General features: G+C 57.8%; 18 protein-coding genes (1 of these 18 running past the window's edge). 5 read left to right on the top strand and 13 right to left on the bottom strand.

Features of this window, described 5'->3' with window-relative positions; translation table 11 throughout:
• Positions 1-679, top strand: the 3' portion of a protein-coding gene (locus K3727_03550; protein ID UWQ91893.1) for a glycosyltransferase family 2 protein. It extends 185 nt beyond the left edge of the window; only the last 679 of its 864 coding nucleotides appear in the window; the start codon falls outside the window, past its left edge; it ends in the stop codon at positions 677-679.
• A gap of 115 nt (positions 680-794) precedes the next feature.
• On the opposite strand, the gene K3727_03545 is transcribed toward K3727_03550, so the two are convergent.
• Together K3727_03545 and K3727_03540 are read right to left on the bottom strand one after the other, a co-directional pair.
• Complete coding sequence (locus K3727_03545; protein UWQ91892.1) at positions 795-3,989, bottom strand: efflux RND transporter permease subunit; 3,195 nt, start codon at positions 3,987-3,989, stop codon at positions 795-797.
• Positions 3,982-4,938, bottom strand: a complete 957-nt coding sequence (locus K3727_03540) for an efflux RND transporter periplasmic adaptor subunit (GenBank protein ID UWQ91891.1) — start codon at positions 4,936-4,938, stop codon at positions 3,982-3,984. Before K3727_03540 ends, K3727_03545 begins: the two co-directional genes overlap by 8 nt.
• A 203-nt stretch (positions 4,939-5,141) precedes the next feature.
• On the opposite strand from K3727_03540, the gene K3727_03535 reads away from it, so the two are divergent.
• On the top strand, positions 5,142-6,668 hold the full coding sequence (locus tag K3727_03535) for a trimethylamine methyltransferase family protein (GenBank protein UWQ91890.1): 1,527 nt from the start codon (positions 5,142-5,144) through the stop codon (positions 6,666-6,668).
• 186 nt (positions 6,669-6,854) lie between these two features.
• Here K3727_03535 and K3727_03530 read toward each other — a convergent pair whose 3' ends face one another.
• Positions 6,855-10,064 (bottom strand): 4Fe-4S dicluster domain-containing protein, encoded by a 3,210-nt coding sequence (locus K3727_03530; GenBank protein ID UWQ91889.1) that lies wholly within the window; start codon positions 10,062-10,064, stop codon positions 6,855-6,857.
• 78 nt (positions 10,065-10,142) lie between these two features.
• On the opposite strand from K3727_03530, the gene K3727_03525 reads away from it, so the two are divergent.
• A complete protein-coding gene (locus tag K3727_03525; GenBank protein ID UWQ91888.1) occupies positions 10,143-10,931 on the top strand; it encodes a helix-turn-helix transcriptional regulator in 789 nt (262 codons plus the stop codon).
• On the opposite strand, the gene K3727_03520 is transcribed toward K3727_03525, so the two are convergent.
• From K3727_03520 to K3727_03480, 9 genes are all read right to left on the bottom strand, one after another.
• Positions 10,928-11,701: a LamB/YcsF family protein gene (locus K3727_03520; protein ID UWQ91887.1), complete on the bottom strand. Its 774-nt coding sequence runs from the start codon at positions 11,699-11,701 to the stop codon at positions 10,928-10,930. The genes K3727_03525 and K3727_03520 overlap by 4 nt on opposite strands.
• A gap of 1 nt (position 11,702) precedes the next feature.
• Entirely contained in the window at positions 11,703-12,728 is a 1,026-nt protein-coding gene (locus K3727_03515; GenBank protein UWQ91886.1) for an urea amidolyase, read from the bottom strand.
• Entirely contained in the window at positions 12,725-13,483 is a 759-nt protein-coding gene (locus K3727_03510) for an allophanate hydrolase subunit 1 (GenBank protein ID UWQ91885.1), read from the bottom strand. The genes K3727_03515 and K3727_03510 overlap by 4 nt, the downstream gene beginning before the upstream one ends.
• On the bottom strand, positions 13,458-14,390 hold the full coding sequence (locus K3727_03505) for a hypothetical protein (GenBank protein UWQ91884.1): 933 nt from the start codon (positions 14,388-14,390) through the stop codon (positions 13,458-13,460). Before K3727_03505 ends, K3727_03510 begins: the two co-directional genes overlap by 26 nt.
• 7 nt (positions 14,391-14,397) lie before the next feature.
• Complete coding sequence (locus K3727_03500; protein UWQ91883.1) at positions 14,398-15,708, bottom strand: TRAP transporter large permease subunit; 1,311 nt, start codon at positions 15,706-15,708, stop codon at positions 14,398-14,400.
• A 3-nt stretch (positions 15,709-15,711) separates the two neighbouring features.
• On the bottom strand, positions 15,712-16,242 hold the full coding sequence (locus tag K3727_03495) for a TRAP transporter small permease (protein UWQ91882.1): 531 nt from the start codon (positions 16,240-16,242) through the stop codon (positions 15,712-15,714).
• 63 nt (positions 16,243-16,305) lie between these two features.
• Positions 16,306-17,292, bottom strand: coding sequence for a TRAP transporter substrate-binding protein (locus tag K3727_03490; GenBank protein ID UWQ91881.1), 987 nt, complete (start codon positions 17,290-17,292; stop codon positions 16,306-16,308).
• Positions 17,293-17,340: 48 nt separating this feature from the next.
• Positions 17,341-18,591, bottom strand: coding sequence for an FAD-binding oxidoreductase (locus tag K3727_03485; protein UWQ91880.1), 1,251 nt, complete (start codon positions 18,589-18,591; stop codon positions 17,341-17,343).
• Positions 18,588-19,718, bottom strand: a complete 1,131-nt coding sequence (locus tag K3727_03480; protein ID UWQ91879.1) for a muconate cycloisomerase — start codon at positions 19,716-19,718, stop codon at positions 18,588-18,590. Before K3727_03480 ends, K3727_03485 begins: the two co-directional genes overlap by 4 nt.
• A 99-nt stretch (positions 19,719-19,817) precedes the next feature.
• Here K3727_03480 and K3727_03475 point away from each other — a divergent pair, with 99 nt between their 5' ends.
• The gene (locus K3727_03475) at positions 19,818-20,720 is read left to right on the top strand and encodes a LysR family transcriptional regulator (protein ID UWQ91878.1); all 903 of its coding nucleotides are present in this window, start codon (positions 19,818-19,820) and stop codon (positions 20,718-20,720) included.
• 10 nt (positions 20,721-20,730) lie between these two features.
• On the opposite strand, the gene K3727_03470 is transcribed toward K3727_03475, so the two are convergent.
• Positions 20,731-21,660 carry a LysR family transcriptional regulator gene (locus K3727_03470; protein ID UWQ91877.1) on the bottom strand — a complete coding sequence of 310 codons (930 nt, stop codon included), beginning with the start codon at positions 21,658-21,660 and terminating at the stop codon, positions 20,731-20,733.
• A 147-nt stretch (positions 21,661-21,807) separates the two neighbouring features.
• Here K3727_03470 and K3727_03465 point away from each other — a divergent pair, with 147 nt between their 5' ends.
• Positions 21,808-22,818: a TAXI family TRAP transporter solute-binding subunit gene (locus K3727_03465; protein ID UWQ91876.1), complete on the top strand. Its 1,011-nt coding sequence runs from the start codon at positions 21,808-21,810 to the stop codon at positions 22,816-22,818.
• The last annotated feature ends 38 nt before the right edge of the window (positions 22,819-22,856 follow it).

Below are 22,856 nucleotides of genomic sequence, written 5' to 3'. Positions count from 1 at the left end.
TTTTGACAGTCTCCGCAGCGAAATGTTGAACAATCTTCAGAACGGGTTGGCACAGGTCTATGATTGGGTGATCCGGACCGATGCGGATGAACTGATCTGCCTGGACCCACAGCTGTTCACAGGGTTTGAGGATCTGTTTTCGCAAAACTCCGGCGACGCTCTTTTTGCCTTGGGGCTGGAGGTTTTTGAATCCCCGACGGATTCCCCGATCCCAGATGGCACATCGGCCCTGAACCATCGACGTTCCGCGGTCTTCAGCGGTCACTACTCCAAGGCCTGGGCAGTTCGAAAACGAATTGGGCTGAAACGTCACGGAATCAAGATCCGTTCCAAGCTGGTAGAGAGCTACCCCTTTGTGATGCCGCCCGGTGTGTATCTGGCCCATCTCAAATATGCGAATTTCGACGTCTTGTGGAGCACAAACGAAGTGCGCAAGGAAGTCGCACGGAGCAAGGGAAAAGGATTGCCCGGAACTGCGTGGCGCAAGGCAGACCGATTGAGCAAACAAAAAATACTGCGGGCCACCCAATTGCCGGAACTGCCCTGGGATCAGGCCCGGGATCAGGCCTGGGCAGCCTTGCAATCCCCCTTGCGCGACCCAAAGAACGGACTTGTTCGAACCCGTTCGCTGCGGTTCGAAGCCCGCACTCAGCTCCCCGACTGGTTCGCCAATCTATAGCAGGCTACGGCCAATCCGACCACACTGCGCCGACCACAGCGCGCCATCGGCGCGCTGCCTGGCCCAACGGCCTGCCTGGCAGGCGGGCGGGAGCTCAACGAGGGTAAGAGCACGCTCAGGTTTTGAAAATCCGGTAGATCGCCGGGATGACCAGAACGGTCAGCAATGTGGATGACAGTAGCCCGAACAGCAGGGAAATCGCCAACCCCTGAAAAATCGGATCGGCCAGGATCACCACTGCGCCGATCATAGCCGCCACCGCCGTCAGCAGGATCGGCTTGAACCGAATGGCCCCCGCGGCCAACAGCACGTCTATCGTCGGTTTCTTCGGATCTCCTTCATGACGAATAAAATCCACCAACAGGATCGAGTTGCGCACGATGATCCCTGCCAATGCGATGAACCCGATCATTGACGGTGCCGAAAAGGGTGCTCCGAACCACCAATGCCCGCCCATAATCCCGAGAAAGGTCAAGGGAATCGGCGTCAACACCACCAACGGCAACTTGAACGATCCGAACTGCGCCACCACCAGGATATAGATCCCCAGCAACGCCACCGCGAACGCCGCGCCCATGTCGCGGAAAGTCACAAACGTCACCTCCCATTCGCCATCCCACAACAGGGTCACATGACTTTCGTCTTCGGGCTGGCCATGCATGGCGATCACAGGTTTCTCGCCTTGTTTCCACTCCATCTGATCCAACGCATCGGCCACGGCCAACATACCATACAAGGGGGCTTCAAAATCTCCGGCCAATTCGGCGGTGACCATCTCTGCCGCGCGCCCATTGTGTCGGAAGATGGGAAAGGACATCTGTTCCTCGCTCACCTGGACCACATCGCCCAATTCCACCACACCGCGCGCGCCCGGTAACACGTTGGCCGGAATCGGAGTGGTCAGAAAACGTTCATCCACCACCCGATCGGCCTTGTCGCGTTCAACCCGGATCGGAATTGGACGGCGCCCATCACCACGATGGGAATACCCCACAGTCTGTCCGCCGTTCAGCAGACCAACGGTAGAGAACACGTCGCCCTCTTCTACGCCAAAGAATTCGAGCTGATCCGAGGACACTTTGACCTTTAACCGCCGTGCCGGTTCACCAAAGCTGTCATCCACATCCACCACATAAGGAACGGTTTCAAAGGCCGCACGGATCCGCGCGGCGGCCGCGCGCCGCGTGCTGGCATCCGGCCCGTAAACTTCGGCCAGCAAAGTCGCAATCACTGGCGGCCCCGGAGGCGGTTCAACCGTTTTCAAACTGGTGCCAGCCGGCACCTCCAGTTCACGGAGCACCCCCCGAATCTCGAGCGCAATTTCATGACTGGTACGGTCACGATCGTGTTTTGGGGACAAATTGACCTGCACCTCGCCCAATTGGGGTTCAGCGCGCAAATAATAGTGACGCACCAGACCATTGAAGTTGAACGGTGCCGCCGCGCCAGCATGGGTTTGCAAGGACACAACCTCGGAGAGGCTCAACAGGGCCGTGGCCACATCCTGCGCCACCGCATCCGTTGCCTCGACCGACGCCCCCTCGGGCAAATCAATCACCACCGACAGTTCCGACTTGTTGTCGAAGGGCAGCAGTTTGACCGTCACATCTCGGGTGTACAGCGCCGCCATCGACCCAAAGCTGAGCGTGGCCACGATCAAAAGGAACAACCCCGACCGAGCTTTTGTCTTCAACACCGGGGCCGCCACGGCGGTATATATCCGGCCCAGCCGTCCCCCCTGCCCTTCGTCATGATGCACCGGTGCTCCTCCGGCGATCTTGATCATCAACCATGGCGTAATGATCACGGCCACAAAAAACGAAAAAATCATCGCCGCCGAGGCATTGGCGGGGATTGGGCTCATATAGGGGCCCATGAGACCGCTTACGAATAGCATCGGCAACAACGCGGCGACCACGGTCAGCGTTGCGACGATTGTCGGATTCCCCACTTCGGCCACAGCTCGGATCGCCTTGGTCACCCGATTTGCATCATCCTTCATCCCCCAATGACGGGCGATGTTTTCGATCACCACGATGGCGTCATCAACCAAAATTCCGATCGAAAATATCAACGCAAACAGCGACACCCGGTTCAGCGTATAGCCCATGATCCAGGCCGAAAACAGCGTCAGCAGGATTGTCACAGGAATGACCACGGCCACCACGATACTTTCGCGCCAACCTATGGCAAAAAATACCAACCCCACGATTGACACCGTAGCCAATCCCAAATGGAACAACAGTTCATTGGCCTTTTCATCCGCGGTTTCGCCGTAATCCCGGGTGACCGTCACTCCGATCCCGTCGGGAACCAACCTGTGGTTCAGCATCTCGACCCGATGCAGGATCTCTTCTGCCACGACCACCGCATTGGCCCCGGCCCGTTTGGCGATGGCCAGTGTCACTGCCGGTGTGCGCAGAGCCTGCCCGGACTCATCCCGGGTCACATTCGCCACAATTTGGTCAGACCCATCCGGAACAAAGGAAATGTCGGCAACATCGCGCACATAAACCGGGCGGCCATCGCGTGCCGTCAAGACCAGGTTGCCTATATCTGCAGGCGCAGTCATCGTTTCACCCGCGACCAGCGGAATCTGTTGGCCACCGTCCCGAACAAGTCCGGTAGAAAACGCCTGATTGGCGGCCTGCACCTTGCCCGCCAGCTGTTGCAGCGTCACGCCGTACAGCGCCAACCGCTCGGGATCCGGGGCAATCCGGATCATCTCCTGAGCTTCACCCACGATATAGGTGAGGCCCACATTCTGGATTTTTGCCACCTCAACCTGCAATTCCCGTGCGACGCGGGTCAGTTCATTGGACTGGGCCTCGTACCCCGGTTTTGGCGTCAGGGTCAGGGAAACGATGGCTACATCGTCAATTCCCCGGCCAACCACCAGAGGCTCGGCAATTCCCATCGGGATCCGGTCCATATTCGCGCGCAGCTTGTCATGCACTCGCAGAATGGCGCTGTCGGCCGGAGTGCCCGTCAGGAACCGGGCCGTAACCATCGCATAGTCATCTCGGGTCTGGCTGTAGATATGTTCGACGTCATTGATCGCCTTGACGATGGTTTCCAGCGGCTCGGTCACCAGCTTGACTGCATCTTCGGCCCCCAGCCCAGGTGCCTGAACATGAATATCAACCAGAGGGACCGAAATCTGTGGTTCTTCCTCGCGTGGCAGGCTGATCAGGGACACCAACCCAACAGCCAGCGCCGCCAGGATCATCAGGGGTGTCAACGGGGATTGGATGAAAGCCCGGGTCAGCGCCCCGGCCATTCCCAAGGCAGGTTGCTTGCGTTCACTCATGGCTGATCACCACCAGGTCCCCAGCGGACAGACCACTGAGCACTTCGGTCCGTTCGTCCACAATTTCTCCCAGCACCACGGCGCGCTCGACCTGCCCGCCGTCATGCTGCACCGTCACAAAATCCAACCCCATGCGAGAGGAAACCGCATCTGACGGCACCAACAGCGCCACGCGTTGACCAACCGGCAAATGCACCAGGACCCGCGCGTTGACGAAATCGGCATCGAATTCCGGGACATCGACGTCTGCAATCACACGGCCATTTTCAATCTGTGGATAGACCTTGGCCAGATGCCCCTCCTGCACTGTTCCGCTGCCCACGCGGATCGTGGCACCTTCCTTGAGGTCGACCCGATGACGTTCCGGCACCGCAAGCCGCAGGAACAACCCGCCCCCCGCCAAGACCGCAACCGGCTCACCCGGCATCACAACACCGCCGCTGGTCACAGGCACATCCAGAACCCGCCCTGCCACAGGTGCAAACACCGACCCTTCGGCAACCTGCTGTTCAACCACTTGCTTCTGTGCCTGCTGAGCGTCGATCTGGCTGACCAGAACCGCGACCTGTGTGCGCAATGCATCCAGACGCTGGGCCGTCGTGACACCACGTTCCAGCAAGCCTTCGCCCCGTGTCAGTTCGGTCTTTGCATTTCCCAGTTGCGAAAGCAGCGCAGCAATCTGGGCCTCGACGGCCTGCAGTTGCAGCGCCAGCTTTTCATCATGGATCCTGGCCAACACCTGACCACGTGCCACCTGATCGCCCTCTTCAACGGTTAGCTCAATCAGCGTTCCACCGATCCGGGCCCGCGCCGGAACTGTATCTCGCGGTTCCACCTTGGCGAAAACCGCCTTCCATTCAGTCACCATGACAGGCGTCAGCGCTTCCTGTGCCGAAATCACTGTGGGGATCAAGACCCCCATCATTATCGCAAATCCCAATTTCAACATGGCGATATCCTTATCCGGCGCGTGTTCACCAATTCATATGCATATTTTAGAATATAATTCAATCCCTGCACCTCCATTCTGCTATCAGGTCGCACCGCGACACATCCGCGTGAGACCAGGTCCAATACCGACGCATGGTCGTTTACGGACAAGCGGCAGGACAACGGCCGAACAGGCTGTTTCAATCCAAAGAAAGGCCTGACATGGATGCGATCCGACCACGCCGGACACGGCGGCGAAATTCACCGCCCCTGGCGGCTCCACAGATCATCACTGGTGCCAAACGACTCATCCCGACCTATGATCTGGCGAGCGAAGACCGCCTGGATCTGATCGAGGCGCGCTCAGATCAACTCCTCAAAGAAATCGGGGTCAGGTTTGTAGACGACCCGGAAGCCCTGCGCTTGTTTCATGACGCCGGGGCGGATGTTCAAGGCGAACGGGTCCGGTTCGAGCCGGGCCACCTGCGCCAGATCCTGCGCGCATCGGCGTTGCCCTCGTTTACCCAGCACGCCCGCAACCCCGCGCGATCAATCCAGATCGGTGGCGACAACGTGGTTTTTGGCCCCGGCTATGGCATGCCATTTGTTCGGGATCTGGACAACGGGCGCCGGTATGGCACGATCCGGGATTTCGAAAATCTGATCAAGCTGACCTATATGTCCCCCTGGCTGCACCACTCCAGCGGAACAATCTGTGAACCCACGGACCTGCCAGTGAACAAACGCCACCTGGACATGGTGTATGCCCACCTGACCTGCTCGGACAAACCCTTCATGGGGTCTGTCACGGCTCCTGAGCGGGCCAGAGACAGCATCGCCATGGCTCGCATCGCCTTTGGAGCCAGCTTTGTCGATCAAAACTGTGTAATCATGGCCAATATCAACATGAACTCCCCGCTGGTTTTTGACCACGCCATGTCCAGTGCAATCCGAATATATGCCGAAGCCAACCAATGCCCCGTGATTGTGCCCTTTGTGCTGGGCGGCGCAACGGCTCCGGTGTCCATGGCCGCCGCGGTGACCCAGGCCTATTCAGAAGTGTTGGTCGGCAGCGCACTGGGACAATTGGCCCGCCCGGGTTCTCCGGTCATTTTCGGCAATTTCGTCACCACCGTGGACCTCAAATCCGGGTCGCCTACCTTTGGCACACCCGAAGCCGCTCTTGGGTCTTATGTGGCCGGGCAGTTGGGGCGCCGCATAGGGCTGCCGTTGCGCTGTTCGGGTGCGTTTTCAGCGTCAAAACTGCCAGATGCACAGTCAATGATGGAATCCGTGACAGCTTTGCAGGCAGCCGTGATGAGTGGTGCCAATTTCGTTCTGCAATCGGCCGGCTGGTTGGAAGGAGCGTTAACCATGTCCTACGAAAAGTTGGTCATGGACGCGGACTACCTGGGCGCTTTGCACATCTTTCTCAAAGGTCTCCCCTTTGACGATGAGGCCTTTGCCATGGATGCCTTTGGCGAAGTGGGCCCTGGTGGACATTTCTTTGGCTGCGGCCATACGATGCGGCATTATCAGGACGCATTTTATGACGCTGTGCTGTCAGACAAGCAGAATTTCGAAACCTGGAGCGACCGAGGCAGCCAAGACATGGTGCAGCGCGCCAATCAGAAATGGAAACGCGACTTGGAGCAGTATGAAGCCCCAATCTTGGACCCCGCGGTGAACGATGAACTGCTCTCCTTTATGGCCAAGCGTAAAGAAGATTTACCGGACACCTGGCATTAGGCATCGCGCCAGGTATCCCAGTCTGTCGTTCAACACCGGTGGGCTCCCGCCAACCGGCGACGCTCCCTTGCGGGACCATCTTCGGTTGTTGGGCGTGGCATTGCACCTTTAGGGTGCAATGCCACGCCCAACGGGAACGGGGTCTCGAATGAGACCCCTGTGACGGGCGGGAGCCCATCGCGTTCATTAAAGATCAACGGTGATTTCCCCACCCTCTTCAACCGCTCGGCTTTGACAAAGGATAATAGCCCCCTCTCGCTGAGCTTTGGACAGAACAAAATCCCTGTGTTCCACCTCGCCCGAGATCAGCCCGCATTTGCAGACACCGCAAATCCCGTCAGAACATTTGACGTCGATATGAATGCCATTTGCAGCCAAAACATCCGTAGCGGTCTGGTCGGCGGGCACCTGCAACACCTGATCGGAACGGGCCAGCTTCAAGACAAACGGCCGGTTTTCATAGTCGGGCACCTCGGGTACCGAAAAATACTCGAGATGCCGAGCCGTCTCTGGGAAACCTTGCCGTTCAGCGGCATCAAGCACTGACGCCATGTAGCGATCAGGTCCACAGGTGTAGACATGCCACCCGGATTGATACCCCGCCAGCACTCCATCCAGATCCGCCCGACTGCCTTCGTCCGAGATGTGCAGCGTCACGCAATCGGCCCAAGGCACCGTTTCCAAATCTGACAGAAACCCGCCACTTGCACGGGATGAGACAGAGTAATGAACTTCGAATTTCGCGCCCAGCGCATACAGCCGATGCGCCATCGCCATCATTGGCGTGATCCCGATCCCACCCCCCATGAGAAAGCTTTTCTGCGCCGCTTCCTCCAGAGCAAAATGATTGATCGGCTTGGAGATGAAAACCTTGCGCCCCTCTGCAAAGATCCTGTGCAGCAACAGCGACCCGCCGCGTCCGTTGTCTTCGCGCAACACACCAATCTGATATCTGGACCGATCCGCAGGGTCGCCGGACATGGAATACTGACGCAGGAATTCAGGTGCCACCACAATATCCAGATGCGCCCCTGCCGTCCATTCAGGTAAGTCGGTCCCATCAATCGCACGAAATTCGAATTTGGCCACGTCTCTTCCCATCTGCTCGGCCTTGGCGACAACCACGGGCAACACCGGGCTCTCGCCATCGTTTTCATAGCGATGCTCCCAGGCCCCAGTCTCGCCTCGCGCCCGTCGGGATTGATACTCCTCGGCCGTGATCATGGCTTGATAGGCTTCGATCCCGGCCTCGCGGTCCATGGGAAAAGGGTAAGGCCAGGGGTGTGGGGCCAGAGGAGCCGGATAGACCGCCAGGGTCTGATCGGCAAAATTCAACGTCAGATCCTTTTGCAGGGCGCGGGCGTTCACCGGATTGGGCGTGGGCTGATACGCGCCTGCGGTGTCCAACTCCAGATCCCACCACCACTTTTTGACTGGGTTGACCTCACCATTGCCAACCAGATCATCCAATTTGGCCAGAGCCGGAGCCGTCTTGGGGAAATTCATCGCTGCCCATCGAAACGGGGCCTCGGCAAACAATCCCTCCAGATTCCACGGGCAGGTTTTCATGCACCGGCCACACATGGCCCCGCCCGGTGTTCCGATCCGATACGTGGTGCACTTCTGGCTGTCCGATTTCCAGATCTCATACCCATTAAACATCAACTTGGGACCAGCAGTGATTGCACCGCTGGGACATTCACGGGCACATTTGTTGCAGCTGTTACAAAAATTTTGCAGGCCAAAATCGATCGGTTTATCGTGTGTCAGCGGCATATCTGTGGTCACAACACCCGACTTTAGGCGCGGTCCAAGAAACGGATTCAGGATCACTTCACCAATGCGGCTCACCTCGCCCAGACCACTCAGCAACAACAGTGGAGGCTGCAACACCTCACCGTCCAAAACAGTATGGGCCTTGGCCTTGTAGCCCAAGTTGCGGATCTGACGTGCGATAACCCCCCCCAAAAGGGAAAATCGCAGATAGGCCCGCATGGATTGTGCCACCGCGATCCAATCATCCCCCGACGTGCCATCAGTGGTCTCGAAACCCTGATCAATGATCATGCTGATCGCCTGGTCGTGATCTGGTTCAATCGGCGTGCCGGTCGCATCGTGGCTATACCAGGTCCAGTCTGGGCAACGCGATATCCCAACCGCGTCCACGCCCAGGAAATAACTGGCGGCCTTGATATTGGCAGCATTTCGGACCGCATCCGTCGGACGGGGCCCAGCGTCCGATGCTCCGTCCTGCAACAGAACAAAGGCACCCAGCATCCTTCGCTGCGCCATTGATGGTGCTGCCTTGCGGGCGTAGTGACCGCCCTTGGCCGCCTCCTGATTGGCCTTGCCCATGTCTCCGAATTGAGCCCGCGCGAACATATCGGCGCGTTTGGGAACACGGGCGACATTGGGTTCATCTATATACGTGGTCGGCGTATCCACCCGCGAGAGGGTTTCGAAAGGATGCGGCCCATCCCTGAAAGCACGCTTTTCATAGGGATCTCTGTTCAAAGCCGAGCGCCGCGACCCTGCACCAACCCACCAGCGCGGCCCCTTGATCTGCAATATCGGCTGCTGGTCCGGCGGCAGGAGCGGCCTGTCGTGGGCCAGATCGAAATCAGTGGTCACCACCGCCACGCCGAACCGCGCCCCAACATAGGGGTTGGTCAGTTCGCTGCCCCGTACCGAGGCCAACCCCGCCGCCACCGTCACCTTGTTCAGGTCCACATCCGAGGTGGTCGCGGTGTGGGCTTTGGCATCCCATCCCAACAGCCGGATGTAATTTGCGATCACCACTGCTGTCTCGGTCGCCCGCAAACAGGCCCGATGGTGCTGGGCATCCTGCAACCAATCACAGCCTATTTCATCGACCCCGGGATCCCGCGGCATGTCGTAAAGAAAAACGATAGCGTGGGTGTGGGCATCAATCGTGGTCGAGGGCGCGTTCATCGCATCCTTGAGGTCAGCCATGATCATATCAATACCCGAAGCCAGGGTTTTGGTCTGGCGCGTTTTCAGATCATGGGACAGTCGGTCAATGTCCGGGTTGCGATATGGTTGCTCCAGACGCGCCAAATTGGGAAGCGGGCCAATTCCGACCATGCTGGCATCAGAGAAATAACCAAAGGCCTTGATGTGGTTGGCGCGCTCTAACGGGGACTCGGGACAGCCGGCTCGCGCAGGGTTTACCTGCCCGTGTCGGATTGCATCCATCATCGCCTGGTATTCGCCCATTGCGTTGACGATCGAGGTCGGCATGTCGGGACGGCGGAAATTCAACGGGTGAAACGGGGGAACCGCGTCCAGGTCGGGCACGGGTCCACGCATCAATCGTTCAAGAGGAAATGGCCCCATGTGCAAGGGACGGTTCCGGGTCGAAAAAAGCTGGGGCATGTCTGGCTGTCCACCGAGTCGCTTGAATTTGTGGTCTCCTTGACTATCGCAAACTCTTGGGGTCAATCTGTCACCCGAATGGATGACAACTTTCCTCCCCGCCCTTTGCCTCGGGATGACGTCGCCGCATTGGTTGCTGCGGTCCCAACGCCGGACTTTGCCAACCGGTTGCTGGACTATGTTCGCCGAGCCGCCGATATCGCCAATATCGGCACATTCCATGTGGCGGACATGTCCCGCCCCGAACCTGTCCTGTCCTTCTGGGGCGGAGACATGAGTGGCTATTGGTTCAACCGAAACGCCAACGTAATCCTGTCCGATGACAGGTTGATCGACAGTATCCTGGACCGGATCCGTGCATCGCGGGACTATGGGTTGACAATCGAGCGGTGGCGACCCGATCCGAGTGACCCGCTCAGCCCGATCTATGCTCGCGACGGGGTAATCGAACGGGTGACCACATCGTCCTGGACCGATCGCGTCGGGCTTCAGACCTTTTTGCTCAGAGGCGAGAAAGCAGGCTGGATTACCGATACTGAAATGGAGCGGCTGCAACGGGTTCTGCCGCTGGTGCATGAGCTGATTGGCCTTCGGCACCGGATCACCGGGTCGATGGGGCTACGCACACCACCAACCGCACGTGTTTCAGCCCTGCGCGACCGGGATTCTGGACTGTTTGGACATCTGACACCGCGCGAAGCTGAAATCTGCGATTTTGCTCTTCAGGGGGTCACTGTTGCGGGAACCGCGCTGGAGTTGGGTATTTCAGAGAACACTGTGCGCACCCTTAGACGGCGAGCCTGGGCCAAGCTGGGCGTGAACTCGGCCACGCAGGTGGCTGCGCTCATTCTCAGCGAAGCCACCTAACTTTTGCGTCCCTGGAATTTTTGTACGGTCACGCCACCGGACTCCAGACTGCTGCGCACGGATTTCGCCAGTTCAACAGCTTCGGCGGTGTCCCCGTGCAGACAAATGGTATCAATGGCCGTTGGAATGCGTTTGCCGCTTTCGGTGATGATGGCACCTTCGCGCACCATCTCCAATATTCGTGGACCCGCAGCTTCGGGATCATGGATCACCGCACCAGGCAGGGACCGGTCCACCAGTGTTGCATCATCATTATAGGCACGATCCGCAAAGATCTCACCGCACCAATTGCATCCCAGGTCCCGCACCACTTCTTCCATCGCCGTGGCTGCCAGAACCATGATGATTACATCCGGGTCAACATCCAATGCAGCTTCGTAACAGGCGCGCGCCATGGCGTGATCAACGCAGGCCATGTTCGACATCGCGCCGTGCAGCTTCAAGTGACGGACTTGGGTCCCAACGGCCGTCGCCATGCCTTTTGCCGCACCCAACTGATATCGGATCATGTTGCGCAGCGTATCATGGGGCACATGCATCTTGCGCCGTCCGAACCCCTGAAGGTCCAGAAATCCCGGGTGCGCACCGATCCCGACGCCATTGTCCCGCGCCCGCGACATTGTCCGGGCCATGACATCCGGATCGCCCGCGTGAAACCCGCAAGCGATATTTGCCGAAGTCACAATGTCCAACAGCGACGCATCATCGCCCATGTTCCAAGGGCCAAAGCTCTCGCCCATGTCGGCGTTCAAATCGACAGTCATGTTCATATCAGCTTTCCTTTTCGAACGGATCGGCCTTGGCCGAAATCACCCCGCCAACCAATTGATAGGCCAATAGATCCGCAATGTCGGCCGGATCGCGCACAAGCGGTTGGCAGGCCCGACGCAGATCCTTGATCTCTTTTGCAAACCGTTCTTCCGCTGCCAGCGCTTCGTCCAACGTGACCCAATTGAACCGCAGCGATGCGCCGGGCTGCGCCTGTGCGATACGGGGCAGATCACATGGCAGAACAGTCCCGATCCGAGGGTACCCCCCTGTCGTCTGACATTCTCGTAGCAGGACAAAAGGCTTGCCGTCCCCCGTCATCTGGACATCACCGGGGGTGATTACCTCGGACAGGATATTCAATTGGCCTTCGGCAGAAAATCCAACCCCCTCGCTGACCAGCTCGACACCCATCCGGTTGGCACGACTGCCCCGCTGAAACACAGTGCCAGCAAATCTGTCTCGTATGGCCTGCGAAAACAGAGCCGACTGAAAGCTCTCGACAATCCGCAATTCGCCTCCGTCGAACCGGGGCGTAACAGCCAGAACCAGACCTATTTCCGACCCGCTGTCCGGTCCGACCGGAATTTCATCGCCTGCAAGGATCGCGTGCCCCAGGCCCGCAGACTGATGTACGGCGCGCGCGCCCAACAGAACCGGGCTGTTGATCCCACCGCCCAGATGCAAATACCCATAAACGCCACGACGCGCGGCACCAATCGACAGGGTTTGTCCGACCCCCAGCAGGTGAGAGGCATTCCAGGAAACGCGTTCGCCATCAATCGACGCGCTCATCACTGCGCCGGTCAGGGCAATACGCAGCGGGGCTGTGGCCTGAAAATCGCCGCCCATACCAGCCATTTCCAACGCGGCATGGGTCACGGGCTGCGCCAGAAGAGCCGCCCCTTCGGCAAGAGCACGGACATCAGCAGCTCCTCCCTGAGACACCCCCTGACCCAACAACCCTGGCCGCCCCATGTCCTGGATCGTGACCGCTGGGCCAATCCGCAGAACCTTTAGCGCGCTCATGCTCTGATCTCCGTGGCTGTCGCCCCACCAAAGGATGGGTCCCGTTCGCAAATGCGCCCAAATTCCTGTTCGGTGACGGCGTCAAACTGCAGCTCGTCCCCGGCCCGCAGGGCAAAAGGAGTTGCCGCCTTGGGCTGAAATATTCCAATTCCCGTCTGTCCGACATGTCGCCATCCTGTCGGAGTGGACGACGAGAACAGCACAAACTGACTGATTGCCAGCACCAGCGCTCCCGCCGGAACCAAAGGCGTCAATTCGGTTTGGCGCGGGATGTTCCATTCCTTCCCCAGCGGGCCCAGATAGGGTTGCCCCGGCGCGAACCCTATTGTCAGAACACGGACGCGCGAGGAGCTCAGGCTCTCGATCGCCTGGTGTTCGCTCATCCCTGCAAGGTCGGCAGCCTCTGCCAATTGTGGTGCGCGAGACGTCCCATAGACGGTCGGCACCCTCCAGAACCGGCGGCCAACAGGAAGCTCGGCTGCGTACCAATCTCGGGCATCCAGCAGCGTGGACAGGCAGTCATGCAGACGGGCGTGCGACAGGCTCTGAGGGTCGAACCGGACATAGGCCGATGCCAACGAAGTTGAGGTTTCGATAACCCCTTCCAAATCCAGCTGTTCGATCGCAGTGCGGAATGCCAGCGTCGCCCGGTTCGATGCTTCGGTCATCTGATCGGCAAAGGTGACGAGCATCCCCTGAACACCAACAGTCCGGATCATCGGGAAGCCTTCAGTCTGAGCAAAGTGCACGGGCATAAAACCTCCTTAGCAGGATGGGTGTCAGATACATAGGGATCTGATAACAGCCGATAAAGATCAACAGTGGTTCTGTGGTTTCTGGCGGCAGCGCCACCAGAAACAGCGCGACATTGCGATTTCCAGCGACAATCCCCATCGGGATAGCGTTGCGATCCTGCCCCAGCACTGTCAACAGAGTGAAATATGCGACCTGCATGCCAAAGTTCACGGCGAACGCAACACACAGCCACCAAAACAACCCCAGCGGGCTCTCAGAAAACGCAGGGCCAATGGCCGACATCAACGCGACAACGATGACGGCCAGCACAATGGATGTCAGCCCATCCAGCCCCGCCCGCCCACGGTCACCCAGATCCGGGGCAGCCAGTTGACGGACTGCAAACCCCAGCGCCACAGCACTGAGAACAACCAGGGTCAATCGCCCCGCAGCCCAAAGCACGTCCTGCAGATCACCGATCTGCGGAAGCAACCAGAACACCGGCAATGCCGTCACCGGCAACAGTGCGGTTCCCAGGACCAAGACCCGCAAGGCACGGGCCGGATCACCGCCCACCAGAATGGTAAAGTTTGGGGCACCGGTGACGGACGGTGCCGCCAAAACCAGAACGACGGCCATTGCCAAAGGCCCCAGCCCGAGATCCAGGCCGATCAACATCAACACTGCCCCCACCGGCAGCGCCAATTGCAAGATGAGGACCTGGCCAAACGCCTTGCTCAGATCCACCCCCGTTGCGTCGCGATAACCGACACGAAACGCAGTAAAAAACAGCAGCAGCGAAACCAGCTCGGGGATCCAGGGGCGCATCACCGCCGCCACCCCTGGCAAGATCAACCCAGCCAGCAAACCCAGAACCAGACAGAGCCGCCCATACCGGGCGACCCTGCCAAGGAGATCAATGATCATGCCACCGCTATCTCTGTCTGAGGTTATCAGGCAACCATGTGGCCAGTTCCGGGAAGGCAATCAAAACGAACACCATCAACACCATGATCAGGAACATCGGGATCGCAGCCCGAGCGATGTACCCCATCTCATGCCCTGTCATTCCCTGCATCACAAATAGGTTGAACCCGATCGGCGGTGTAATCTGTGCCATTTCCACAACGACAACGATGAAGATCCCGAACCAGATCAGGTCAATCCCGGCGGTCCGCACCACCGGCTCGAGCACGGCCATGGTAAGCACCACAGTCGAAATCCCATCCAGAAAACAGCCCAGGATGATGTAGAAAACCAAAAGCACCATCAACAACGCAAACCGCGAGAACTCCCAGCTGGCAATCATCTCAGCCAGCTCCTTGGGCAGACCGGTTTTGGCCATCGCAAATTTCAGGAACGCCGATCCCGCCAGGATCAATGCAATCATCGCCGATGTCCGCACCGCCCCAATGGTGGAATCACGGAAAGTCTGCCAATTCAGTGACCCTTGCGCAATCGCCAGAACCCAGGCACCGACGACGCCCAACGCGGCCGCTTCGGTCGGAGTCGCAAAGCCCAGGTACATTGACCCGATCACCATCACCACCAAGAGTATCACCGGGATCAGGAACCGAGAATTCTTCAGCTTTTCCATAAATGTCATGCCGGTTTCCTGATCCGGGTTCCATGATTTCGACACTTTGGAATAGATCGCGACATAGGCCATGAACATGGATGCCAGAACCAGACCGGGAACGATCCCGGCAAAGAACAATTTGATGATCGACACGCCATCAATGGTAACGCCATAGACGATCAACGTCAGCGATGGCGGGATCATCAGGCCCAAGGTCGCCGCCCCGGCCAACGTCCCGATGGTCATGGTTTCGGGATAGTTACGTTTGCGCAGTTCCGGGATCGACATCTTGCCCACAGTGGTCAACGTCGCGGCCGACGAACCGGACACGGCGGCAAACACGGTACACCCGACGATATTGGCATGGACCAATCCGCCCGGCAGGCGCGCCATCCACGGGCTCAGGCCCTTGAACATGTCCTCGGACAGTCGGGTCCTGAACAATATCTCACCCATCCAGATGAACATGGGCAGGGCAGCAAGTTCCCAGGATTTCGAGGCAGACCAGATCTGGCTGACCATATCCTGACCGATGGTGCTGGAATTCGAGAACAGTTCGAGCGCAACCCAGCTGACGCCCATCATGGCAATACCGACCCAAACACCGCTCCCCAACAACAGGAACAGGACGGCCAGGAAAATCAGAACCAAAAAGACATAATCCATGATTCAGACCTCCTGCGTTTCGATGTTGTCGTGGGAGATACGGTTTTCTCCCTTGAAGATCAGATTGATCAGGCTGTCTGTCAGGGCAATCGCAAGCAGGGCGCCACCAATGATCATCACCGATTGCGGGATCCACAGGGCTGTCCTGTCTTGGGCCTGGCTGACATCGTTGAATTTCCACGACCAGTAAACGAACTGGCGGGCGTGCCAGACAAAATACCACATCGTGGCCGAAGCCACGGCAAAGCACCAGATATCGACGTAACGCTTCATTTTCGGGCCGACGGCATTCAGCAACAGCGAGACCCGAATGTGCGATCCACGGTTCAAAGCTGCGGCGAACCCCATGAATGACGCAGCAGCCATAAAGTAAGCTGCATATTCGGGTGCGCCCGGAAATACTTCGCTGGACCATCGGGCCAACATTTGAAGCATGATCAGCGCCAGAATGGCAATCATGCACAAGGCCGCAATAAATTCAGCTAAGCGGTATAAAAAGTCCAGTCCGACCCTGAGGCTGCGCAGAACGCCCATCGTGTCACCCTCCCATTGGATGCAATTCGGGCGGCACGTGACGCGCCGCCCGATTGTTTTGTGTTACTGCATGGCTTTGAAGGCATCGACGATGGCTTTGCCTTCGTCGCCTGCGGCTTCCAACCACTCATTGGTCATGGTGACGCCGATTTCTTTCAGCTCACCCACCATCTGATCCGACGCGGGGCCAACAGTCATGCCACCATCGCGCAGCCCCTGAAGGGTGAACCCGGTGTATTCCTTGGCCCGCCAGTTGCCGGCATATTCAGCCAACTCGGCGCATCCCGTGATGACGTTCTTGTGCGCCTCGGCCGTATCTGCCCAGACTTCGGAATTCACCATCACATAGTTCCGCGGCAGCCAGGCATCGACCTCATAAAAATAGTCCAGGGATTCCCAGACCTTGCGGTCGTATCCAGTCGACCCCGACGACACCATGGATTCAGCAACCCCTGTGGCAAAGGCTTGGCTGATTTCAGCTGCCTCAATAGTTACGGGCAGCATTCCGGTCAGCTCGGCCAGACGCGAAGTGGCGTTGTTGTACGAACGGAACTTGATGCCCTTCATTTCCGCGACCGAGGTCACTTCGTTCTTGAAATACAGCCCTTGCGGGGGCCATGGCACAGCATAAAGCAGCGTCAAGTTCTGCTCGGACAGAACTTTTTCAAGGCTCGGCTTGGCCGCTTTCCACAATTTGGCGCTGTCATCAAATGACGTGGCCAGAAACGGGATCGAGTCGAACCCAAACAGGGCGTTTTCATTCTGATGACCAGAGAGCAGACGCTCGCCGATCGGCGCCTGGCCGGTCTGAATCGCGCGTTTGATATCCGCACCCTTGAACAGCGAGCCCGACGGATGGGTCACGATCTCCAGCTCGCCTCCGGTGCCGGTGGTCACGCATTTCGCGAATTCGGCACCCGTGGCGGAATGAAAGTTCGAGGCAGAATACGCCATCGGCATGTCCCAAGTTTCTGCCATCACCGGCGCGGCGGCAACTGTCGAAACGGCGGTCAGCGCGGTGGCTGCCATCAGGTTGGTCAATTTTTTCATGTTCTATCTCCCTATTGGTTGGTTTTGCCTGATCTTTTTGTGTCTGGCCTACACGTAACGTGCAGGCGAATAGACGGACACGTCAACGTTTGGTTGTCGTCCCGCTATCATTTGGGCCAGCAATCTGCCGGTCTTGGGGCCGCCCGTCAGCCCGATATGGTGATGTCCGAACCCGGTGTACGCGCCCTTGATCCCCGGGATTTCGCCAATCACCGGGATTGAGTCCGCAGGTGCAGGACGAAAGCCCATCCATTCCGTCATCTCTTTCCATTTCAACCCAGGAAAGGCCGATATACCGTTCTTCTTGAGCAGGTTAAGCGGTGCCTTCGAGGCCCCAGCCTCAATCCCGCCGAACTCGACTACTCCGGCCAGCCGTAGCCGCCCGTCCATAGGTGTCGCCACGAATTTACCCGATGCCACCATAACCGGGGTCTTGGGCATGAAATTCGGGTCCCACAATTCGATGTGGTATCCACGCTCCGCCTCCAGCGGAACCGACAGGCCCAGTTTTTTGGCCAACGGCCCCGACCAGACGCCGGTTGTTACTGTCACCGCATCGCAGGCGATGGTTTCACCACCCGCGCGAACGCCGGTGATCTGGCCATTTTCCTGCACGAAATCATCCACGGCGGCTGTCACCAATCGCCCACCCTGCGCCACCACATGTTTGGCAAGATCTTTGACATAGGCCGCAGGATCAGTAATCCGACCGTGATCACCCATCTTGACCGCAAACCCCAATTCGGGGGCAAAGACATCATCCCATGCGCGGAATGCGTCGCCTTCCAGTTCGTCCCATACGACGCCATTCTCGCGTCGCAGCTGCCAGCCGAACGCATCTTGGTTAAAATGGGCACGGTCGTTGTAGATATAGGCGTAATCAGACGGCACAATCCATTTTTCAGCGCCTGTTCCAGCAGACAGAGCCAGGTGATCATTCAGGCTGTCCCCAACAATCCCGGCCACCGCGCGCGAAATCCGCCGGGTATCTTCGGCATTGGCATTGGACAGATACCGCATCAACCATGGTGCCAGTTTCGGCAAATACCCCCACCGCAGGAACAGCGGCTGGTTGGGGCTGAACAGCATCTTGGGTGCTTTCCTGATCAACCCTGGCCCTGTGACAGGCACGCTGGAACAAGACGCCAGAATACCGCCGTTTCCAGAGCTGGCACCTTCGCCCGGACCAGCCTTGTCTATCAGAATGACGTCATGGCCATCGCGTTGCAGCCAGATCGCAGTTGAAACTCCGATGATCCCGGCGCCGACGATTGCGATGGTTTTGCGCTGTTGGGTCATACTGTCTCCGTCGTACGAACGGCGTAGTGGGTCAGCTTGTCCAGGTCCGGGTGCAGCCCCAACCCCGGTGCATCCGGTACAACAACCTGACCGTCACGGACCTCGAATGGCGTCTCCAGGATGTCTTCCTTGAGGAAGTATGACGCCTGATAAAACTCACACCCCAATGAAATTTCAGGCGTGGCTGCAATCATGTGGGTTCCCGCAAGATGCGCCAGACCCGCCTCGAACATGTCTCCACCATAGGCCATCAATCCGTTGGCCGCCGCAATCCGGGCCACCGACTGGCCCCGGCTGAGCCCGCCAGATTTCATGATCTTGACGGACACTCCGTCACAGATGCCTTCGCGAGCGGCACGCACCATGTCTTCGGGACCAAACACGCTCTCATCGGCCAAGAGCGGCACATCGATCATTCCCCGCAACCGGGCCATCATGTCGAAATGATGATACCGCACAGGCTGTTCGATAAAGTCGGGTTCAAACTGGGCCACATCCATAACCTGACCCACGGCGTCTTCGATCTCCAGCCCTTGATTGTAATCGACCCGCACGCGGAATTCGGGGAAATCACGGGCAATGCGCTCCAAACGCATCACATCGAACGCGTGATCCTTGAAGCCGGTTTTCAGCTTGATCAAGCCGACTTTGTCTTGGCGCAGGCGTTCCATCAACGCGATGTCATCATCGAAAATCGGATTGGCAATGGAGCAACTGAGCGGAATGGTGTCACGGCATTTCCCGCCCAGCAAAGCCCAGACAGGAAGGTCCGAGATCTGCCCGGTCAGATCCAACAACGCGCTTTCCAACGCGGCCTTGGCCTCGGTGCAATGCGCCACGCATTTGGCTGCGTCCTGCAGGATCGCCGCACGATCCGCGACCCGGCGACCGACGACCAACGGGCGGATATAGCGATCCAACGCGGCAAAGCTGGCCTCGGGGGAGCCGGTGAAAACTGACCAGGGCGACGCCTCGCCGAACCCCTGGCTGCCACCTTCTGCTGTCAGGCGCAGCACGACGATTTCGCACGACCCCGAAACACGGCCAATCCCGTGATCACGGGCTGACACCACCGGCAATTGCAGGTGCCACAGGTCAAACCCAGTTATTGTCTGTTGCAGATCCACGAAACTCTCCCTTGTCCCTAGGACAGCTTGCGGACTCTACTCCATCATTTCCAATACTATTTTTTTCCAAGTCCATAATAAATTATGATACTATACGTTATGACATCTTCTTTCCGCCAATATCAGGCCTTTCACGCCACCATCGAAACCAGCACTGTCACCGGTGCCGCCGAACAGCTGGGCATCTCGCAACCCGGGATTTCGAACCTGATTTCCCAGCTCGAACGATCAACGAAATTGAAACTGTTCGAACGCACCCGCGGGCGCCTGATTCCAACACCCGAAGCCATGGTCCTATTCGATGAAATTGACACCGTTGTCCGGGGGCTGGACCACGTAAATCAGGCCGTTGTCGATTTGCAGAACCAGAAAATGGGCCAGCTACAAGTCGCGACCAATCACGCATTGGCCTTCGGTTTCATGCCCGAGCAGATCCGTCAATTTGCGGAAACGCGCCCCGATCTGGTGGTATCTTTTCAGTCGCAATATTCGTCCAAAATCCAGGAATGGGTGATGGCCGGCCTGTTCGAGATCGGGATTTGTGAATTGCCCCTGCGCCATGATGGGCTGGACGCGCTGCATTTCCATTTCGAAACCCTATGCGCAATTCCCACCAATAGTCCCCTGGTCGAATACGATGTGCTGACCCCCGAACTGATGGATGATTACCCATTCATTGTCATGGGCGCTGAACATATGGTTAACCGGCGCGCTCGCGAAACATTTCACGCCGCGGGTGCCAAATGGCGCGTGCGGTGTCACACAGATCTGTTCCGCAATGCTCTGAACCTGGTGAAACAGGGGTTTGGTGCCTCATTGATCGACCCGTTTACGCTGATGAGCGATGATGGAGAGGGCTATGTTGTGCGCCGCTTTGAACCACGGATTCTGTTGGATATTGTTATCCTCACGGCTCGCAGTCGGGCCCTGTCCAACACCGGCAAACAATTCATGGATCAGGTCGCAACCAATATGGCAAGAATCGCAATCGACCCGTCATAAGTTGCGCGTTTCAGCTTCCGGATTGTCGGGTTTTTATAATGTTCTCAACGCGATCCCGCAAAGCCACGACAAAGGCCCCGGACAATCTGGACATAGGCTTGTTGTAGGGCGTCAAGATTGAATACCCAAAAGGGACCACCGGTTCGAAGGGAACGAACCGAATCCGACTTTGGTCACCACGGCTGCTCAGGTAACTTTCCGCGCTCAGAACATCGACGATGGAACAGATCTGCCCCGCTTCGATAAAGTGAAACAGGGGTATGAAGTATTGTGCATCTATTCGGATGTTGAATTGGGCATCTCGTTCGGCAAAGGCACGCGTGGTTTCCAAATAGGTTCCATGATTGGGTTGCAAGACACCCATGGGCACCCCGTCCAGATCCTCGGCCTGAATGACATCCCGTTTTGCCAGAGGGTGATCCATGTGCAAGGCACACAGGCATTTGCAAAAAAGGTTTTCGCTGTCACACAGCAGATCCTGATCCAGAGTGTTGGACGTGTCGCAAAACCCCAAGTCAAAGCTTTGTGCTGCGATGAGGCTGCGAATCTGTGGCGAGCTGCGCGTGGCAAAAGTCACCTGCACATCGGGCGTGCTGTCGATGAATGAGCTGACAAATCGGGGCAGAATATGCGCCGAAGGTCCCGGCATCGCCACGATTCGCAACACGCCTGACGTCCGGTCCCGCAAGCCGCTCAGGTTTGACTCGGCTGACTTTAACCGATCCAAAATTTCCGAGGCTTCGGACAAAAGGTAGTACGCTTCAGGAACTGGGAGCAAGCGGCGGCCATCACGTTGAAACAACTCGATTCCCAGAGATGCCTCCAAAGCTTTTAGGGACGCGCTGATCGCGGGTTGCGTGCGGTGCAGATTGCGGGCCGCATCGCTGACGGATCCGGTTTTCATGACTTCGCGAAAGACGGTGAGCTGCTGGAAATTCATCCAAACGTCGTATCATATAGAAAACATTTATGGATACCGAAAAATTACCAATTTGTTTTTATGTATAAGCTTGCCATGCTGTCAAAATGGAAAAATGCACGTCCAAGGTCGACAAGACCGTGACGGAATCCAATGAGGGAGAACACGATGGGACTTTTTAACAAATTCACCGGCGCGGCCGTCGCGGCCTGCATGATGGCAGGCGCAGCTAGCGCGCAGGAAATGACCTTTTTCCGCATTGGCACTGGTGGTGCCGGCGGCACCTATTTCCCGATTGGCGGGATCATTGCCAACGCCATTTCCAACCCACCCGGGTCGCGGTCCTGCGAAGAGGGCGGCAACTGTGGCGTTCCAGGTCTGGTTGCGATCGCTCAATCGACCAACGCATCGGCCCATAATGTCAACGCCATCCAGAATGGCCAGATGGAAGCAGGCCTGTCCGGCGCGGCAACGCTGCATTTCGCCTATCATGGTGTCGGCAAATTCGAAGGCAATGCCAAACCCGACCTGCGGGTGATCGCCAATCTGTTCCCCGAAGACCTGCATCTGGTGATGCCCAAAGGCGCTTCATTGGAAGGTCTGGGCGACCTCAAAGGAAAACGCGTTGGTATCGCCCAGGCGGGATCGGGCACACAGATCGCGGTCGAGCTGATCCTGAATGATCACGCCGTGAATCGGGACAACATGGAAGAGGCGGAGTTGAACAACGCACAATCTGCGGAACGCATCGCGGATGGTCAGTTGGACGCCTATTTCTATGCTGCCGGTACACCAGTGGCCGCGATGATCCAGCTGGACAACACCAAAGGAATGGAACTGTACAACTGGTCCGAGGAAGAAGTCGCCCAGGCCAATAAAACCGTTCCTTATTACATCCCCTCGCAAATCCCGGCTGGGACCTACCCCGGTGTGGATTATGACGTGAACACGGTCGCCGTGTCCGGCATCATGGTCACCAACGCGAATATCGACGAAGAGCTGATTTATCAGATCACCAAGGCAATGTGGTCGAAAACCGCCCGCAAGCTTCTGGACAATGGCCACCCCAAAGGCAAGGTCATCACCCTGGAAACTGCCCTGGATGGCGTGGCCGGGATCGGTGTGCCGCTGCATCCGGGTGCCGAGCGCTTTTATCGTGAAATCGGTGCTCTGAAGTAATTACCTCCCACTGGGCGGCGCTGGATCATGGTCCTTTG

The sequence above is a fragment of the Rhodobacteraceae bacterium M382 genome, assembly GCA_025141015.1.
Classification (GTDB): Bacteria; Pseudomonadota; Alphaproteobacteria; order Rhodobacterales; family Rhodobacteraceae; genus Aliisedimentitalea; species Aliisedimentitalea scapharcae.
The sequence above is the reverse complement of the archived record's forward strand: the minus strand, read 5'-3'. Positions and strand labels throughout refer to the sequence as shown.